Below are 17,171 nucleotides of genomic sequence, written 5' to 3' on the forward strand. Positions count from 1 at the left end.
CAACATCCTGAGCGGAGAAAGCGATAGCGCGGTGAAAAAAGGCAACCGCCTGCAATTCCATGGCGACCGCCACTTCGAGTATGACGACGCCGGCAACCTGATCCGCGAACGTCGCGGCAAAGGCGGCAAACTGGAAACCCGCTACGTCTACAACAAGCAGAACCAGCTGATCGCGGTGGAGAAAGACGGGCAGCGCACCGAATACCGTTACGACGCCTTAGGCCGCCGTATCTCAAAACAGGACGCCTTCGGCCAGACGGAATTCCTGTGGAACGGCGACGTGCTGCTGTCCGAACAACGCCAGCACCTACGCAAGCTCTACGTTTATGAACCGGACTCATTCCGCCCGCTGGCGTTCATTCAGGACGAAAAAGTCTACCACTACCATCTGGATCACCTGGGCACGCCCCAGGAAATGACCGACGCCGAAGGAACCCTGGTCTGGTCCGCCCGCTACAAAGCCTACGGCGCCCTGGCCCTGCAAGACGTAGAAAGCGTCCACAACCCGCTACGCTTCCAAGGTCAGTATTACGACGAAGAAACCGGCTTCCATTACAACCGCCACCGGTACTATGATCCCCAAAGCGGCCGCTTCATCAACCAAGACCCCATCGGCCTCCTGGGCGGCGCCAATGCCTACCAATATGCGCCAAATCCGGTGGGATGGGTTGACCCTTTTGGGTTGACCTGTAAGGAGAAAACAGGTTTTTTTGCATCAATAAGGAACTTCTTTTCGAGGAATAAAAGGCAAGATCCTGCTCTAGAAAAAGAGCTGAATGTCGATCCTCAAGAAAAAGTTTTAGGGGGGGGAGACAAAGCTGTACCTCTAGCCATTATAAATGGCCAATCCTTTGAGCCAACAATGATGCACGGGCAAGGCTTCCATGGGATGAGGATTCCTAATGGTATGACTATTGAGGACTTATTTGAAAAAGGGCTACCGAGAAAAGGTGACAATTATGATTTGGTAAACCACGCGAAGGGAGGGCAAGATACTGCTTTTCGAGGAACCTCTCCTTTTATCATTAGTCCCGACAAAACGTATGGCGGCCCCCTTGAATGGGCTGATGACGGCGGAATTTTAGTAGAAATCGATGGAGCGCCTATGTTTAATGTCAATGAGTTATTGGATGGAAGGGTTCAAGGTCCAAACGGCGAATACGGGGGGAATCCTTTCCCTGCGGAGGCGGAAAATGCAGTATTTGCCGAGGTGAAGCCCGAGCATATCAAGCGAATTGCTGTGGTTGAGAAAGGAGAAAGAGGTTTGCAAAAGGGAGATTGGATTGATAATCCAAATTTTTCGGGAAATAAGACTGATGAATGACTTTATAGGTTTCTGGAAAACTCCTCCAGGGCTTAAAACAAAAGAAGAGACTATATTGGCATTAAAGAATAATGGGGGGTTGCCTGATATTCCATTTAAAGGCGAAAAAGTTAGTAATTATGATAGAGATGATAGATATTTCGATAAATTGCACGATATAAGAGGGATTTCTGTAAATAGTGAAAGTTTTCAATCATCTGATTTTAGCTATATAAATTTAAGTTACTCAAATTTCCATGACTGCACGTTTGAAAATGTTAACTTTTTTTGCTCAAGATTTCATGGAGCAAGATTCTTTGGTTGTAAATTTTCAGACTGCTCCCTTGAAGGAATATATGGGAGTGAGTTGCATTTAGAGAGTTGCAGTTTGAAAAAGGTTTGCTTAAATTCTGCCTTTCTCATCAACTTAAAGGTTAAAAAAAGCAAAATGTTGGATGTGGACTTTTCATCAACTCGAATAATCTCACCTGAGTTTTCTCAGACATTATTAGAAGAGTGTGATTTCAGGTGGGCGCGAATTGCTTCAACAAGGAGCTTTACAAAACTAATTAAAAAAAGTAAACATTCAATTTCCTTGGATAATACACAGTGGTTAGGCAATGATGGAAAGCCAGTTCCCAGCCCTATTAAAACAAGAACTGTATGGAATATTTTTAGGAAAAATTGAGCCTGTTTTCATGGTAGGAGAAAGATAAGGACAGCTGATAAAACTTATCGCCCCTTTGGATGTCTTTACAATAGTAGCCAAATAAAAATTTCCTAATAAAATAGGCTAATTACAAACACCCGATCTGGTTAAATTCCGCACAGTGAAGTACGTTAATCATCTTAAACCTGCTGAAATCAAAACGCTGACCGATGGATTCCGTTACAGTCCGAACACCCGTTTTCGTATTCGCAGTTAAGCTATATTCTGCCGGCATAGGATGGGCAGGATGGAGAACGGCGTCTGGCCAATCTGCTTGCTGAAATATTCGCCGAAGCTAAACCTGATAGAGATCTTGTGGCGAAAGGTGAAGTACAGCTGGCTGCCTTTGGGTTCGTATGAGCCTTTCGACAGGCTGAAAGAGACAGTGAACGACACCCTGTCAATTAGATAGGAATATAAGATTAATTTCGCTTAGGTGCTTAGAGTATTTAGCAAAAAATGGAGGACCATGATGTCCACCTCGATTTATTTGGTTAGTAGCGATAAAATTTACCCCGAAGATGCACTGGCTTTTTTAGCAGACTTGAATGCTGTCAATATTGATAAAGAAAGGGTTAGTGGTTTGATTGCTGAGGGAGACGCTAGTATCTGGGTTAAATTCTTAGGAGCGTCAGTGCTTGAAGAGAGTGACGAGGAAGAGCTTGAAACTTGGTCGAATTACTTAGGTAAAAATGCATGCTCATTTTTTGAACTAACAATAGGTAAAGGCGAAGGAGGTATGCAGCTTGCAGTAAAAGTGGCAAGAGAGAGCATGCAGCGATGGATAGTGGTAGTGGATGATCTTTATGACTTTGTTTATTGCGAAGAAAATTTAGATGAGATATTAAATCCATGACTTCAATTTTTGGGAAGTATGTGAGTTTTTGGCCATTATAAATAGGTGGCAATCTACTTGGCGCACAAAAAAATATTAGCGAAATTGCTAAAGGCGTAACTCTATGAAGACTCCTCACAATTAATCAAATGGTCATAAATCATGTGGCAGCCATTAAAAACAAATTTATAATAATACACATTTAGGGATGAGAGGGCGAAGTCGGAATTCTTACATTTAAAGGCTAATATCTTGCATATGGATAGAGATTTAAACTCCAACATTTATTTTTTTAGTGGTGAATATTTTGTCGACACTATAATGAAGGCGCAAAATATATTGGATAAGTTGGGTGTAAGAATAGATGAAAAAAGCACTTTATTTTTATACGATCCCGAAATGGAAGAAGATTTTGATATTGAACGCGCCATAAGTATATCTAATATTATAGATAGATTTAACACTTGGCCTCAGCTTGGATGTGTAGGTCTTAGATATAAGAACGGGAGCATAGATGTCTCCTACCTAAAAGAACCAAAAGAAACATTTTTGAAATGTGTGCAAGTGTCATTTTCAGAAAATATTTATACACAAAACAATGAGATTTCGTTTGTTGTGAAAACCATAGTCGCCCTCCATGAGGGGTTGAATGCCTTTCGAACAATTTCTGACATCGAAGAGCAGGCTTTGAGTCATGAAAATGTGACTACTTCTAATAAAATGTATTGGCTGGATGTAATGTCAAGAGAAATGAGGGACGAATGTGGCTTTACCCCTTCAGGAAGGGGGCACGAGCTAGAAAGTGGCAGTTTTGCCTTTGTAGTCGACAAAAATTATATGCCTAAAATAGCCACAGTAGAATCGCTGAAGTTTTAAAATAGCTATGCTGTAGGCTTGTTCTGGTCAAATCCTACCGTACACTCCTTGGATGAATGTTGGAATAGAAAAAAGTCAAAAGTGAGCGGGTATGGCTTTATAGGGTTGATAGGAATTGAGGCAAGGAACGATATTTATGACACTTTCGATAGGATAAAATCCACTTTTTCACTTGTGGATTTTCGTGAAATGGATCGTGATGATGTGGTCTAAGATAGAGCTATCACTATCATACTTGGCTCGCTGCTGGCGTAGCGCCAATATAAGTGGAGATGAAGAGGAAAAGAAGATAATTCAAGAACAATATCATGACTTATTTTCCTTCCCGGTAAAATGGGGTTGGCAAGGCTACTTAGATCCAGACTCTCAGTTGCCTGAAGAATATATGCCGAAGGAGTTTTTGGAAAACGACAGGTATGGATGAAATGCCGGAGTAATGTGTGTAATAGCCGATATAGGCTGCTAGCATACATCCAGGGCGAGAAGGCCTCCCGCTACTACTTTGATCACGAGCGCACGGCAAGGAAATGACTGTTACCGAAGAAATCCAAGTCTGGTCTGCTCACTGTAAAGCTTTCAATGCCACAAATGAATAATGAAGATACTGATATTTCGAATATTTTAGATGCCATAATTGAGGGCCATATTAAGCGAGATGAAGCCGAAGGCGTTATTGAAAAATTAATATTTAATGGTGATGGATCTAGTTTATGTGCGCTTGGTCAAGCGGCTTTGGATGTAATAAGGTACATCAACTATCCTGAGCTGATAATTGAAGGCTGTGCTTCGCTGAGCTACTTTTTTAGAGAGCTGGACTTAATAGAATGGTCTCAAGCACTAAGGATGAAAGAGCTTTACAAGAAAACTAATATTACTTGCTTAAGCCAGATACGGATGCATCAAGTAGTACGTCAGAACTACCAAAAAGTAGACCTTGGAGAAAGCCGCATAGATGTAACAGAGGAAGTGCTTGGCGTAAGTTCTATAAGACTCAAGGAAGACCATGACTTCCTAGCTCAGATCCTGCTTGAACATACTTCGGGCGCCCAGGCTTGCATAATTTCATCAGCTAGGGACGGATTTCGCTCCTCATATTTGGAGTATGGAAATGGCTTCCCGTTGGAGGTGCTTGGTGAGCTAGTTAGTGTGAATAGGGCTTAGATGAAATTTTAAGTATCTTAAGCAAGTAGAGGAATGCATGCCTGCATATTTTAACATTATACTTCATCTCCCTGAGAATAATATTAGCAGGGAGTCTACGATCACGAGGTTTAATGAACTAATAACAGCATCCGGTAAGATTAAGTTTGGAAATGAGTGTATATTGAGCGATCCTGATTTTGACTATGACTTTGAGTATACTGAGTCTGGCACTATATCAGAAGCAGCAGCTGCTTTATCTGGCTGGAAGAATTTGGGATATATTACATACCTGTATAATGACGCGATGATTCAGGTTGGATTTATGAGCTGCGATGGAGACGGCTCTATTCGGGGCATTGAGGTTATGATAGATGACTATCTTATACCCAAAAATGAGAACTCTGATATTGTCCTTTCCCTGGTGGGAGATATACAAGAAGTACATGCAAAACTGCCTGCTTCTCGGACATTGATGGCGTGGCAGGTTGAAGAGTGTGGATATGACTTTGAGCAATGTGTGTCTGATATTGACAGGCATGAAATTAATGGAGTCTATTGGCTTGATATCATTTCTTCAGAATTTGTAAATGAAGAACTGATTACAGTGCTTCAATCTAACCTTAAGGAAACAGGAAGAGTTACTCTGAATAATGATGGCTCGTTAACGTTTACCAGATCTAGTAGCCCTTTTAATTCGTAATCACTCCTTCCTGTAAATCAAAATTACGGTGGTGAATGGGTAGACTGCTGGTGAACCCGAGAAGGGGTGTCTAAGAGGCTTGCAATGGGTGAGATATATTGGGATTTGGGCGGATTCAATATATTTATGGATAGTAAGTATAAAGATCTATACCAAGTGGAGGACGATTTTTATAATTTAATAGGTAGTGAAAATTTTAGCGGGCTCTCTGCCAATGACTGGTTTCTCGTTGACAAAGAAACTAAAGAGCTATCTTTTTTACTATTAACAGTTCCCTCTCTATTCTACCCTTTGCTAGATGAGGAAGTAGAGAGAGTTGGCGTGCTTTTTCCTGTATTCCTCGAAGACTTGAATGCAGAAGGAATAGTGATTCCTATGCAAGAGAAGGCCTTTTATTCATGCGAGAAGGATGTTCTTTTTGTAACTAATTCGCGTGAGGGCGCATCGTATCTTGTGGAAATCTCGCAGGATTTTTATTTGGTCTTAGATAAATACAAAAAATATATCGGCTATTTTTTAAAAAATGCAAGCAGACATATTCCAGAATCTTCACCAAATATGTATCAGACAGGTTTTATGAATGCGTTACGTGAAATTCTGTTATTTTGTAATGATGATGCGTATGGGCTAATGGAAGATAAGGATAAAGAAACTCTAGCTTCATTAAAAAAACTCTACACGCATTGCAAAGAGTTAGAGAATAATGAACCAAGGGTAAGTGGAATATTGCATTTTTTAGAGAATGCATTGTATACATTCTACGATATAGATGTTGCCTCATGCTAATGCTTGCTATTTTGGGTTTTTAAGGTGAGAAAAACAACTAAATATATACCAGTAAAAAACTTGATGAATGGAGAGCTGAAAGATTTGGCGCTAGAGCACGATGGTTGCTCAATCAATATGACGTCTCAATTTATAGATAGCTGCTCATTTTCAGGGATAAATCTTTTTGACAGTTTTAAAAAACTGAATGTTTATCTTCAAGCCAATGGGTGGCTTCCTCTGTGCAATGGCGCACGGGGCGATGTGATGCTTTCTGGAGGACTTGCCGATGTTTCAGGTGGCGCTATGCTATATGTTGATAATAAGGAAGAGGGATATCCATTAGTTTATATATTCGACACAGCTCAAGATAGCGACATAAAAGTCTTGGCATGAATTATATGGGTACAGATTTCGCTCTTCATATTTGGAGTGTGGAAATGGCTTTCCACAGGAGTTGATTGGTAAGATAATATAACTCTTTTCTATCTTTAAGGGCTCTTGTATGGAGAAAAAGGACGTTGCTGTGACCTATAGCGAAACGAAAAAGGTTGGCGCATATCAGGCTCCCGATCAAGAGGGCTGGCTTGTCCAACATCGGGCCAAACAGGCCCAGGAAAGGAAGGAGATGCTTGAAGAAGCAAAGGCGAAAGCCAGAGATATTGGAAAGGAGCCGTTTTGTTTAGAGGAGTTGGAAAAATATTGGGCATATCGATATAGAAATAGAATCACCAGGGATGAGTATTTAGATGATATGCATGAGTATGAAGAAAAATATTACCTTGCAGGTGAGCGTTTTATGACTATGGAGGGATACGGAAAGTTTCTTATGGAAATGGAACTGTATCGGTAGCAACGCCATGAATCGCGAAGACTTATTTCGTCAAGAATTTGAAAGAAAAGAGCTGGTTTGTTCTCACATACATAGCGCAAAGGAAATGGGCTCTTTGGATGGAAAAGAGGCCTTCCCCCTGTGTGTGCAAATCTATGAAGATGGTTTTAACTTGTTTTGGTATTGTGAAAAGTGTGTCGAAATGTATGGCTTATCCAGGCAGGGAACATACGTCTACGATGCCGAAGACGAGTTCTTTGAAAGGCTAGAAGATTTAGACGACTTCAAAGCAGGAGAAAATTTGGATTTAAATCCATTCTCCGACTATCTGGAGGAACAAAAAGGCTTTATGTTAAGTAAGCATGATTTCTCCAAGCTCAGCGTAACATTTGATACAGAAAAGCCGATATCCGAGGCTAACATAATGCGAGTCCCTTTTGGCGCGAAGTTGAAGAGGTAATAGATATCTGGTCATTAAACCAAAACAGCCGATGCAGGCTTTCGGATTAAAACCTCTTACCTGCAACCTCCTAACTCTCCAACCCAGCCACCCACTTCAACACTTCCGCCACCGGCTCAATCAACTCTGAAGGGATGTAATTCTCCAGTTCGGCCTGGGCGTATAAAGCGCGGGCGAGGGGGATGTTTTCCATGATTGGAATGCCTTCTTTGGCGGCGATTTTCTTTACTCTTTGGGCGGTGGTGTTTTTGGCTTTGAGGATGACAGTTGGCAGGCTGCGTTTATCGCCGTCGTAGTAGATGCCGATGGCGATGTGGGTGGGGTTGGTGACGATGACGGAGGCTTTTTTGATTTGGCTGATCATGCCGCCTTCCAGCATTTCCCGGTGAATCTGTTTGCGTTGGCCGATGACTTCCGGGTTGCCTTCGGCGTCTTTGTATTCCCGTTTCACTTCATCCTTGGTCATGCGCAGTTGCTTTTGGTGTTCATGCTTCTGATAAAGAAAATCCAGCACCGCTACGATCACAAACGCGAACATGGACACCATCGCCAGCTGCAGCATCAGGTGGCCGATAAAGGGCATGACGCAGTCTGAGCCGCAGTGGGGGAGTTTGCTGATGTCGTTGAGATTGGCGGTGATCACCCAGTAGATCAGGATGGACAGGAACAGGATTTTTACGATGGACTTGAGCAACTCCACCAGGCTTCGTATCGAAAACAGCTTCTTAACGCCTTCCACCGGGTCGATTTTCTTCAGATCGAACTTGATCGATTCCATGGCGAACAACGGGCCGACATGCCCGACATTAGCGACCACCGCAGTGACGATCACCAGCAGGATAAAAGGGAGCAGGATGTCCAGACTCTTCTCGAACACGCCATTCAGCACCGCCTGTAATGCTTCCCTGAAAGGCTGACCGTAAAAGCGTGGGGGCAAATCGATCAGGCTTTGCAGCGCTTCCACCAAACCATAACCGGAAGCGAACAGGAGTCCGTACATGGCGATCATCATGGCGGTGGACACCAGCTCCTTACTGTGCGCCACCTGACCCTTTTTACGGGCGTCGCGGAGCTTCTTCGGGGTGGGCTTTTCGGTCTTTTCACTCATTGCTTTGGTCTTCTTACATTTATCTGTATGGGTGGTCGTGAAGGATTAAGCTAACTGAGGGTTGTTCAAGACAATAGGTTAAACAGTGGTTGCAGCAGACCGTCGATATCCGCCAGCAACTCGCTGAAATAACGGATTACAAAGCCTGCGTAGACACACAACAGCGCCAGTCCCACTGCGCTTTTCAGCGGCATCGCCAGGATGAACACGTTCAGTTGCGGCGCGAAGCGGCTGATCAGCGCCAGGCCAAACTCGGTCAGAAACATCACAATCACCACCGGCGCGCCCAGCAGCACGGTAAGTCGCATCAAGGTGTCCAGTTGCGCCAGGAAGAAGCCAGGGCCGTCCAGTGAGAGAGAAGGGAAAAATGCAAATACAGGCCAGACCGCGTAGCTCTTGTACAGCACATAGAGCATCAGCAGAAAAGAACCGCTGATAAAGAACAGGGTAACCAGGGACTGCGTCAACAGAATGCCCAGCGGCGATGTTTGTGACCCAGACAGCGGATTCAACGCGCTCGCCATTGTCGCGCCGCGCTGGTTATCAATAAAAAATCCCACTGACTCAATCGCCCAAAACGGCATCACCAGTACAAATCCCATCGCCAGGCCAATACCGACTTCTTTGACGATGATCAGCAGCAGATGCAGTCCGTCCAAAGCTTGGGCGTCCATACCATGCTCGACAAGCGGATAGGTGATGAGGGAAAAACTGGCGACCACGCCGTTGCGGATCATTGCGTTGCCCAAAGACTGTTTGGACAGAAACGGCAGCATCATAAACATCGCCAGCATGCGCGCGGACGACATAAAGAACACAAACAACGTGTGGGAGATCAGTTCAATATTCATCAGTCGTTCTTCGCTTGCATCGGCTCTTCATTTGCATCAACCGGCCACATCGGGAATGGCGTCGAACACCAGCACCGTGTACTGGTACATCTCGATGCCGAGCCAGCGCGCGGTCAGGTAAAGGGTGGCGACGATGGCCACCAGCTTCACCGCGAACCCCAGGGTTTGTTCCTGGATCTGCGTCACCGCCTGCAACAGGCTGACCAGCACGCCGGTAAAGGTCGCCACCAGGATCGGCGGCATGGAAAGGATCAGCACCAGCATCAGCGCTTCCGTGGTGTATTGAATAACGTCGGCTTCGGTCATAGCTTCACTCTCTGTCATCCGGTTTTATCGATCTCTACTCAAGCGCTTGTCCGTACTTGCGCCTCTTCTGCGGCGGTTCTGTGTGTGGGATGAATGGCTGCCGGCTATTGATAGGCGAGCACCAACCCATGGATAAGACGCGTCCATCCGTCCATCAGCACGAATAACAACAGCTTGAAGGGCAGGGAGATGGTCATTGGGGAGACCATCATCATGCCCATGGCCAACAGGATGTTGGAGATGATCAGGTCAATCGCCAGGAAGGGCAGATAAATCAGAAACCCGATTTCAAAGGCGCTGGTGAGTTCGCTGGCGGTGAATGCGGGAATCAGCACGAAAAAGCTGTCTTTTTCCAGGCCTTTCGCGACGTCTTCCGGCCAGATTTCCGCCGCCGTTTCATGAAAGAACGTCTGCTCATCCTCCGAGCCGTGCCGTTGCAGAAACGCCTTGTAAGGTTGCGAGGCGGTGTCCACGAGCGCTTTCAACTCCTGCGTATTCTCCAGGGAGATCGGCTGGCTGCTGAGTTCGTTGTAGGCGCTGATGCCCACCGGCGCCATGATGTAGGCGGTCAGGATGATGGACAGCCCGTAGAGCGCCATGTTCGGCGGGATCTGCTGGATGCCTAAAGCGTTACGCAGTAACCCTAAGACTACAGCGATCTTCACGAAGGAGGTGGCCATCACCGCAAAGAACGGGATCAGAGCGATGCCCGCCAACCCGAGGGTCAGGTAAAAAGGATCAGGCAACGTCATGCTCATTCTCCTGTTCTTTCTGTTGTTCGCTCTCCTGTATAGGCCCAGTCTCAGCAGAGACGGCAGGCGTGAGCGACAAGCGTGTGACACGGGCGCCGATCTGATCGCCCACCTGCACCAGTTCGGCCTCCGCTATGGCCTGACCCTGAACCAGCAGCGTGACGGCGCCGGATAAAGGCTTGTCGAGGGTGAGCGTTTGCCCGGGCGCCAGAGACTGAATCTGGCTAAGGGCGGCGGTGCGTCGGGCGACCTCAAAGACCACCTCAACAGGAAGGTCATACAGCGGCTGCAACGGCGTGTCGTTGTTGGGAGTCGTTGTGTGTGTCATAGGTTGATCCGTGTTGATATGGGTGAGAGTGATATCCTGACGCTGCAATGTCCCGTAGCCCAAACGCCTGCCGCAAACGCTGAGTGCGACGGAAAAAACGCCAACGGCGGGTGAATCGCCGCTTGAATTGATCGAGTCCGGCGGCAGCAGAACTATGTCGTTCAACTGCAATTGGCGGAGTTCGTCATAGGTGAGTGTGGGACCATCGATGCACGCGCTGAGCGTCAGAGGCAGATGAGTGATGGCCAGCGTCGAAGACGATTGCGACCCGTGGCGTGGCCACCTTTCCTGCACCAAACCGAAAGCGCCTTGCACCAGGTCGAGAGTCTCATGAGAAAGGGTGACCGACGCCCAGCCTGTTTGGCGACCATAAACGCACTGGCAAAACAGGCTGACGGAATCCTGATCCTGAACAGGATGGGGTAGCATCGTCTCGACCTCTATGTGCAAACCGCTGGCTGCGGATACCTGATTAATCAATGGCGCCAGCACAGCTTGCAACAACGCCAGTTGCAGCATTTCCGGGATTTTCTCAAACGGCAGCGACGCCAATGTTCCGTCTTCGGGCTGGCCTGCACGCTCGTCTAACGCTGAAAGCAGGGCGTCCAGAAGGCGTTGGTCGAAGCGTAACAACGCTGAAGATTGATCAAGTCGAAGTCGTACGCCGAAGGCGAGAGGACGAGTTTCTTTTGCTGCGGCGAACTGCACTTCAAGCGGCGTCGCCGCCAGTTCAAATCTGGTTCCTGCGCCAATAGGAAATAACGACTGCAGTCGCAGCGCTACCGGGTCTACCTGGGGGAGCGCCAACCGCTGCATGGCGACGCAAGCTGCATGTATACGCAAGGCAGTCACAGCGGCCTCCCGATAAATTCAGCAGACTGGGAAGAGGCGTTGACCATCGAATCCGTATCGCGTCCATGCACAATGTCCACTTTGACCTTGACGCCGTCTTGTCCGTAACGACGTTGCAATGATTGCAGCAGGCTCGCCCGACTCTGATGCAGTTGCTGATAACTGGCGGCCGCGGCGCTGGCGAACTGCACCGTCAAAACGCCGTCCACTTTGGCGATGCTGAGCTTGGTATCCGGCAGTTGCGGGCTTTTCAGGTCCATCCTGACTTCTTGCAGCCCAGGCGTTTCGGAACGCTTCACGTACATCTGGTCAACCAGCTTCGCCACCAGATCCGCGAGCTCCTCCGTCGGCGAAGTTGGCGTCGCTGCGTTTGTCATGGCGGGTTGATAGCGGGGATCATGCAATGGCGAGAGATAACCGCCTTGCAGTAAGCGAGCGGCTTCGTTTCCCTGATCGGAACTTTCCTGTTCCCCTTGTTCAAACTGCCGCTGAAAACGCGCTAACGCTTCTTCGTCCACCGTTGGTTTTCTGTGCTCATTGCCGCGGTATTCGGACGCGTCATGTTGCTCTTTTGCGGCAGTCCTGATTTCCCCTTGCTGGCGCTGCGCATTCATATCGACGCCTCCCTCCCCAAACCGAAACCTGCAGTAGCCCCGGCGGGAAATCGAAGGCTGTCCGCCGCCATTTCTTCCGCCTGCTGCTCTTCAAGGCGAATGCGATCCTGCTGCAGCGCGCCCTGAAATTCCTCGGCCAGAATGGCGAACTTTTCCTGCGCTTTTTGCGCTGCTTTTAATTGATCCAGTGCGGCTTGCAGCTTTTGTTCGGCGGCGGCTTCTTCCGCTTGAATCTGTCTGAGCTGGACCGCCAGGTCGTTACTTTGAACTTTGAAATACGCCACCCGACTGTTGTAGTCGTCCACCTCTTGCAGGCTGGCGGGTTTACCGGCCAATTCCGCAAACAGGCGGTCGCTTTCGCGGCGACGCCATTGCTGGAAATCGGTGAATGCGTGAGCGGACTGACTTCTGCGCTCGCGCAGGTCTGACAGTGCAATTTCGAGGCTTTTGACTTGTCTGGCCTGACGGTTAGTCCGGTGCTGTTTGATTTCGGCGATGCTGGCGATCATGGCTGAGTCTCCGTTAGTGTTGGGCCAGGGATTGCAGTTGAGCCAGCGTGTCCGCCATGGAGCTGGGGGCGCCGTCATGCTGTCTCAGGAACTGGTTAATGGGTTCGATGGCCTTGATCGCTGCGTCGGCGAGCGGGTCCGTTCCCGGCCGATATTCCCCGATCCTGACCAGCAGTTCGATTTCCTTGTAGCGGGCCAATAGCTGCCGCAGCCGCCGCGCATGTTGCAGATGTTCCTGCGTGGCGATGTCATTCATCAGGCGGCTGCTGCTGGCGAGAATATCCACGGCGGGAAAGTGGCCGGATTCCGCCAAGGCGCGGGATAGCACGATGTGACCGTCCAGAATGGAGCGCACTTCGTCCGCCACCGGCTCGGTCATGTCGTCGCCTTCTACCAGTACGGTGTAGAGCGCGCTGATCGCGCCCTTGGCCCCGGGGCCGGCGCGCTCCAGCAGTTTGGGCAGGGTGGCGAATACGGTGGGGGGAAAGCCTCTGCGCGCCGGCGGTTCTCCCGCCGCCAGGCCGATTTCCCGTAGCGCCCGGGCGAAGCGGGTGACGGAATCCATGAGCAGCAACACCCGTTTGCCTTGATCGCGGAAATATTCGGCGATAGCGGTGGCCACGTAGCCCGCCTTCACCCGCTCCATGGCGGGTCGGTCGGAGGTGGCGGCCACCACCACGGCGCGCTGCATGCCTTCCGCGCCCAGATCCCGCTCGATAAATCCCCTGACTTCGCGACCGCGTTCGCCGATCAGGCCGATGACGACGATGTCGGCGTCCGTATGGCGGGTGATCATGGAGAGCAGGGTGCTCTTGCCGACTCCGGCCGCCGCGAACACGCCCATGCGTTGCCCCTCGCCACAGGTGAGCATGCCGTCAATCGCGCGCACCCCGGTGGTCATGGGCGCTTCCACCAGCCTGCGGGTCAATGGGTTAGGGGAGGCGTTGATAATGGGATAAGGGACGCCGCCAGTCAGGGGCTCGCCGTCATCAATGGGCGCGCCGAGGCCGTCCAGCACCCGCCCCAAAATACCCTCGCTGATCTGGATCTCATGGCTGTGGCCGGTGGGAATCACTTCGGTATGAGCGGACAGACCTTCCATCTCACTCAACGGCGTCAACAACGCCTCCTGCCTGGAAAAACCGATCACCTCCGCAAGAATGGAACGCTGCGACTCCGGGTCCACCAACTCACAAATCTCACCGATCCGCACCCCATTCACAGAGGCCTTAACAATCGTCCCCACCGCCTGCGTCACCCGCCCCCGCACCTGCGCAAAATCCGCCTGCTCCACCAACGACCGCAACAACCTGGTCCTGGACGCAGAAAACGCGCTATCACTGAAGACTGTCTGATCCATAGCATCCACACCCTGAAGAAACACCGCGAAAGCGGATTGATGTTTGGTTTAGGGGCAGATTAAAGGGGTAGAGGGAGGGGCTGTATCAGCCGGGGGATCTAATTTTTGGGGATACGGACTTTTGGGAGCGCGGGCGGCTCGCCCGCACTAAAGCCATCTAAATGAAGAGGGCTTATGGAATTACGAGGGATACTCTCTTACTTGTCTGGATGAATTGCTCGAATTTTAGTCCATACTTAATCTGAGACTGGATGGCCGGTGGTGTCTGGTACAACGTCCTTCATTAACTTAAATGAAATTACTAATAGAGCATATCAAGTTGATTTCTTTTGGGTCTTTGGGTGGTTGTTCATCTTCTCATGGAGTATTCAATTATGGCTGCTACGCTTCTGCTTCGCTTCCGTGACTTATCATGCCCGACGGATGAGACTATAAAGCGTCACAGAAAAATAATAGAAGAGAAAGGCTACGTCTGGTGGGGGTGGTGGAATAAAGGACATGAAAAGATTCCTTTAGAAACAATAAGAGCCCTTGGCCTTAATGGCGCAAGAGCGCATGAAGTGTATCTTTTTGATAGTGCGCAGCATAAGTTTTATAAGGCTGGCCTGACTGAAATAAGTCAAGATTTAGGTGAGTCAATACCGTCTCCCGATTCTGAATTCACACCTGATTACTATATAGACAATACTCATCAAGCCTGGTTTAAGTTTGATAGTATAGTCAATATAAAAGAAAATGAAGTTGTGACGAATATGGCATATGAATCAATGGATGATCTCTTTACGGATTCATCGAATTATACGGTATATAACAATAAAATAGTTGCATCTTCACAGGAGCTAAGCGAACAAAATCGCACGATATGGAAAATTAGAGAAAAGACTGATTATGACAAAACTAATGAGATTCTACTAAGAGACAGAGCTGAGTTGCAACCTAGAAATTTTGATGAAGTTTATCGGCCGACGAACAAGAAATGTATATTATGGCTTTCTGATCTTCATTTTACTAACGAAAAATACCATGGATTTCCATTAAACGATAGCGATCCAAATAACGCGCATCTCGGGAAGGTTATTAATAGGGCATATTTTCCTAATGATAATAATGATATAGCAACTCTATTAATTTCCGGAGATATGACTTGGAAGGGTGTGGTAGAGGAATATGAGTTGGTTAGTAAATTTATAGAATATATATGTAGCCTTAATTCTCTGGATAAGGCTTGGATTTCATTATGTCCGGGGAATCACGACCTATCTTTTTTTAACGGCGCAGGTGTGAAGGAAGTTGTAAGCGATGAAATTATAGGGGCTAATGCAAGGGCTTCTCGTGAAGCATATGAGTCTTTTTATAAAAAATATTTTTATATTAAGCCAAATGAATCAATGACATCAGGTCGCCGTTTTCTGTTGGGAAATTCTATTCCTGTGGAAATTGTCATGTTGAACAGTGTAACTCTACAGCAAACTAAAGAGAGTTTTCAGGGGCATGGGTTTATTGGTAATGAGCAATTGGATGAGGTTACCAAGTCTATGAGGTTTGGCGACAAAAAGCCGCGAAATGTGGTTCGTATTTGTGTTATGCACCACCATCTAATTCCGGTATCCTTTTCACAGGATGCCTATCACAATGCAAAGTATTCTACTGTATTAGATGCTGAAAGATTGTGTCGATGGTTAACAAAGTACGAGTTTGATTTTTTACTGCATGGGCATATGCACCAGAATTTTTGTTGCACACTTGAACGAAGTGAAGTCACTCATATTTGCGATAAAAAGAGAAATAGACTGCACATTTTATCACTGGGAAGTACCGGGGTGTGTGCGTCTCATACAGGAGAATCAAGTGGAAATTGGGCTTGCAAAATAATTTTTGGTCAAGATAATATTGTGTTTGAGTATGCAAAAATAACGCCTCTTAATTCAGATCTTACAGAAAAATATTCCCTAGAGTTTAGCTATAATGAGTAAGCTTTTAATCACTGACCTGGATAATACCTTGTATGATTGGATTTTTTATTTCTCTCAATCTTTTGAGTCCTTGCTGAATGGTATACAAAAAGTAACGGGAATTAACAGATATGCTCTTTTGAATGACTTTAAGAAAGTTCACCAAAAGTACAAGAACTCAGAAAGACCTTATGCATCACTGGAGCTAGATTCGCTCATTAGCTATTTTGGAACTGATGATAAAAAGCTAATAGAGAAAGAGTTGGATATTGCCTTTTCGCAATTTTCGGAAAAAAGGAGAAAAACTTTAAAGCTATATCCAGGTGTTTTAGAAACACTGGATAAGTTGAAGGCACACGGGGTAAAAATCGTCGGCCATACAGAATCTTACGAGGTGAACTCTGTGTACAGGGCGAAGAAGTTAGGCCTAGATAAGTACTTATCTCATTTATATACAATTTGCTCGACCTCATCTTCACACCCTAATGATCGAAAACCTATATTGGATGATTGTGATATGGAGTGGGTAGTTAGACTTCCAGAGTCTGAAAGAAAGCCAAATCCTAGGCTGGTTTTGGACATTTGTGAACGAGAAGGAGTTTCTACTAAAGATACTTACTATGTTGGAGACTCGATAGCTAAAGATATATCAATGGCAAATGCTGCGGGTGTCAATTCTGTATGGGCAAAGTATGGAAGAAATATAGCTAAATCTGATTGGAGTCTCCTTGTTAGCATCACACACTGGACCGACGAGGATGTCAAAAGAGAGGAGCTTCTGGAAGGGATGTATTCTAATGAGAGACCAAAATATGAGCTGTCTTCATTTTCTGACTTACAACTGATACTCATTGATTAGATTGCTTTTATAGAGATCATGCCAGCGAGCCGCCCGCGCTCCCGGTTCGGTCTCTTG

Annotated in this window: 21 protein-coding genes; 13 read left to right on the top strand and 8 right to left on the bottom strand. The window is 47.1% G+C overall.

All coding sequences use genetic code 11. The annotated features are described in order from the left end of the window. The 11 genes from ONV78_RS31515 to ONV78_RS31565 all read left to right on the top strand — a co-directional run. The coding region (locus tag ONV78_RS31515; protein WP_279508562.1) for an RHS repeat-associated core domain-containing protein at window positions 1–1,324 on the top strand (1,324 nt) is incomplete at its 5' end. Then, window positions 1,317–1,991 carry a pentapeptide repeat-containing protein gene (locus ONV78_RS31520; RefSeq protein ID WP_279508563.1) on the top strand — a complete coding sequence of 225 codons (675 nt, stop codon included), beginning with the start codon at window positions 1,317–1,319 and terminating at the stop codon, window positions 1,989–1,991. The genes ONV78_RS31515 and ONV78_RS31520, both read left to right, overlap by 8 nt. A gap of 490 nt (window positions 1,992–2,481) precedes the next feature. After that, window positions 2,482–2,868, top strand: a complete 387-nt coding sequence (locus ONV78_RS31525) for a hypothetical protein (RefSeq protein WP_279508564.1) — start codon at window positions 2,482–2,484, stop codon at window positions 2,866–2,868. Between the two features lie 237 nt (window positions 2,869–3,105). After that, window positions 3,106–3,723: a hypothetical protein gene (locus ONV78_RS31530; protein ID WP_279508566.1), complete on the top strand. Its 618-nt coding sequence runs from the start codon at window positions 3,106–3,108 to the stop codon at window positions 3,721–3,723. 184 nt (window positions 3,724–3,907) lie between these two features. Then, on the top strand, window positions 3,908–4,147 hold the full coding sequence (locus tag ONV78_RS31535) for a hypothetical protein (protein ID WP_279508568.1): 240 nt from the start codon (window positions 3,908–3,910) through the stop codon (window positions 4,145–4,147). 164 nt (window positions 4,148–4,311) lie between these two features. Further along, the gene (locus tag ONV78_RS31540) at window positions 4,312–4,884 is read left to right on the top strand and encodes a hypothetical protein (RefSeq protein ID WP_279508570.1); all 573 of its coding nucleotides are present in this window, start codon (window positions 4,312–4,314) and stop codon (window positions 4,882–4,884) included. A gap of 163 nt (window positions 4,885–5,047) precedes the next feature. Then, a complete protein-coding gene (locus ONV78_RS31545) occupies window positions 5,048–5,566 on the top strand; it encodes a hypothetical protein (protein WP_279508572.1) in 519 nt (172 codons plus the stop codon). Window positions 5,567–5,650: 84 nt separating this feature from the next. Next, window positions 5,651–6,352 (top strand): hypothetical protein, encoded by a 702-nt coding sequence (locus tag ONV78_RS31550; RefSeq protein ID WP_279508574.1) that lies wholly within the window; start codon window positions 5,651–5,653, stop codon window positions 6,350–6,352. 24 nt (window positions 6,353–6,376) lie between these two features. Continuing rightward, window positions 6,377–6,727: a hypothetical protein gene (locus ONV78_RS31555; RefSeq protein ID WP_279508576.1), complete on the top strand. Its 351-nt coding sequence runs from the start codon at window positions 6,377–6,379 to the stop codon at window positions 6,725–6,727. A 109-nt stretch (window positions 6,728–6,836) separates the two neighbouring features. Beyond that, complete coding sequence (locus tag ONV78_RS31560; RefSeq protein WP_279508578.1) at window positions 6,837–7,184, top strand: hypothetical protein; 348 nt, start codon at window positions 6,837–6,839, stop codon at window positions 7,182–7,184. Between the two features lie 7 nt (window positions 7,185–7,191). Next, window positions 7,192–7,623: a hypothetical protein gene (locus ONV78_RS31565; RefSeq protein WP_279508579.1), complete on the top strand. Its 432-nt coding sequence runs from the start codon at window positions 7,192–7,194 to the stop codon at window positions 7,621–7,623. A gap of 70 nt (window positions 7,624–7,693) precedes the next feature. Here the strand turns inward: ONV78_RS31565 and sctU are convergent, their stop codons facing one another. The 8 genes from sctU to sctN form a co-directional block, all read right to left on the bottom strand. Continuing rightward, window positions 7,694–8,731: a type III secretion system export apparatus subunit SctU gene (gene sctU / locus ONV78_RS31570; protein ID WP_279508580.1), complete on the bottom strand. Its 1,038-nt coding sequence runs from the start codon at window positions 8,729–8,731 to the stop codon at window positions 7,694–7,696. Between the two features lie 65 nt (window positions 8,732–8,796). Then, entirely contained in the window at window positions 8,797–9,582 is a 786-nt protein-coding gene (gene sctT / locus ONV78_RS31575) for a type III secretion system export apparatus subunit SctT (protein ID WP_279508581.1), read from the bottom strand. Window positions 9,583–9,618: 36 nt separating this feature from the next. Next, window positions 9,619–9,888 (bottom strand): type III secretion system export apparatus subunit SctS, encoded by a 270-nt coding sequence (gene sctS / locus ONV78_RS31580; RefSeq protein ID WP_127970483.1) that lies wholly within the window; start codon window positions 9,886–9,888, stop codon window positions 9,619–9,621. Window positions 9,889–9,992: 104 nt separating this feature from the next. Further along, window positions 9,993–10,640, bottom strand: a complete 648-nt coding sequence (gene sctR / locus ONV78_RS31585) for a type III secretion system export apparatus subunit SctR (RefSeq protein WP_279508582.1) — start codon at window positions 10,638–10,640, stop codon at window positions 9,993–9,995. Continuing rightward, window positions 10,627–11,820, bottom strand: a complete 1,194-nt coding sequence (locus tag ONV78_RS31590; protein ID WP_279508583.1) for a FliM/FliN family flagellar motor switch protein — start codon at window positions 11,818–11,820, stop codon at window positions 10,627–10,629. Before ONV78_RS31590 ends, sctR begins: the two co-directional genes overlap by 14 nt. Next, window positions 11,817–12,434, bottom strand: a complete 618-nt coding sequence (locus tag ONV78_RS31595) for a type III secretion HpaP family protein (protein WP_279508584.1) — start codon at window positions 12,432–12,434, stop codon at window positions 11,817–11,819. The genes ONV78_RS31590 and ONV78_RS31595 overlap by 4 nt, the downstream gene beginning before the upstream one ends. After that, window positions 12,431–12,943 (bottom strand): type III secretion protein, encoded by a 513-nt coding sequence (locus ONV78_RS31600; protein ID WP_279508585.1) that lies wholly within the window; start codon window positions 12,941–12,943, stop codon window positions 12,431–12,433. Before ONV78_RS31600 ends, ONV78_RS31595 begins: the two co-directional genes overlap by 4 nt. Before the next feature lie 13 nt (window positions 12,944–12,956). Next, the gene (sctN, locus tag ONV78_RS31605; RefSeq protein ID WP_279508586.1) at window positions 12,957–14,303 is read right to left on the bottom strand and encodes a type III secretion system ATPase SctN; all 1,347 of its coding nucleotides are present in this window, start codon (window positions 14,301–14,303) and stop codon (window positions 12,957–12,959) included. A 374-nt stretch (window positions 14,304–14,677) separates the two neighbouring features. On the opposite strand from sctN, the gene ONV78_RS31610 reads away from it, so the two are divergent. Beyond that, on the top strand, window positions 14,678–16,276 hold the full coding sequence (locus tag ONV78_RS31610) for a metallophosphoesterase (RefSeq protein WP_279508587.1): 1,599 nt from the start codon (window positions 14,678–14,680) through the stop codon (window positions 16,274–16,276). After that, window positions 16,269–17,114 carry an HAD family hydrolase gene (locus ONV78_RS31615; RefSeq protein ID WP_279508588.1) on the top strand — a complete coding sequence of 282 codons (846 nt, stop codon included), beginning with the start codon at window positions 16,269–16,271 and terminating at the stop codon, window positions 17,112–17,114. Before ONV78_RS31610 ends, ONV78_RS31615 begins: the two co-directional genes overlap by 8 nt. Window positions 17,115–17,171 lie beyond the last annotated feature (57 nt).

The sequence above is a fragment of the Hahella sp. CR1 genome, assembly GCF_029813005.1.
Lineage (GTDB): Bacteria > Pseudomonadota > Gammaproteobacteria > Pseudomonadales > Oleiphilaceae > Hahella.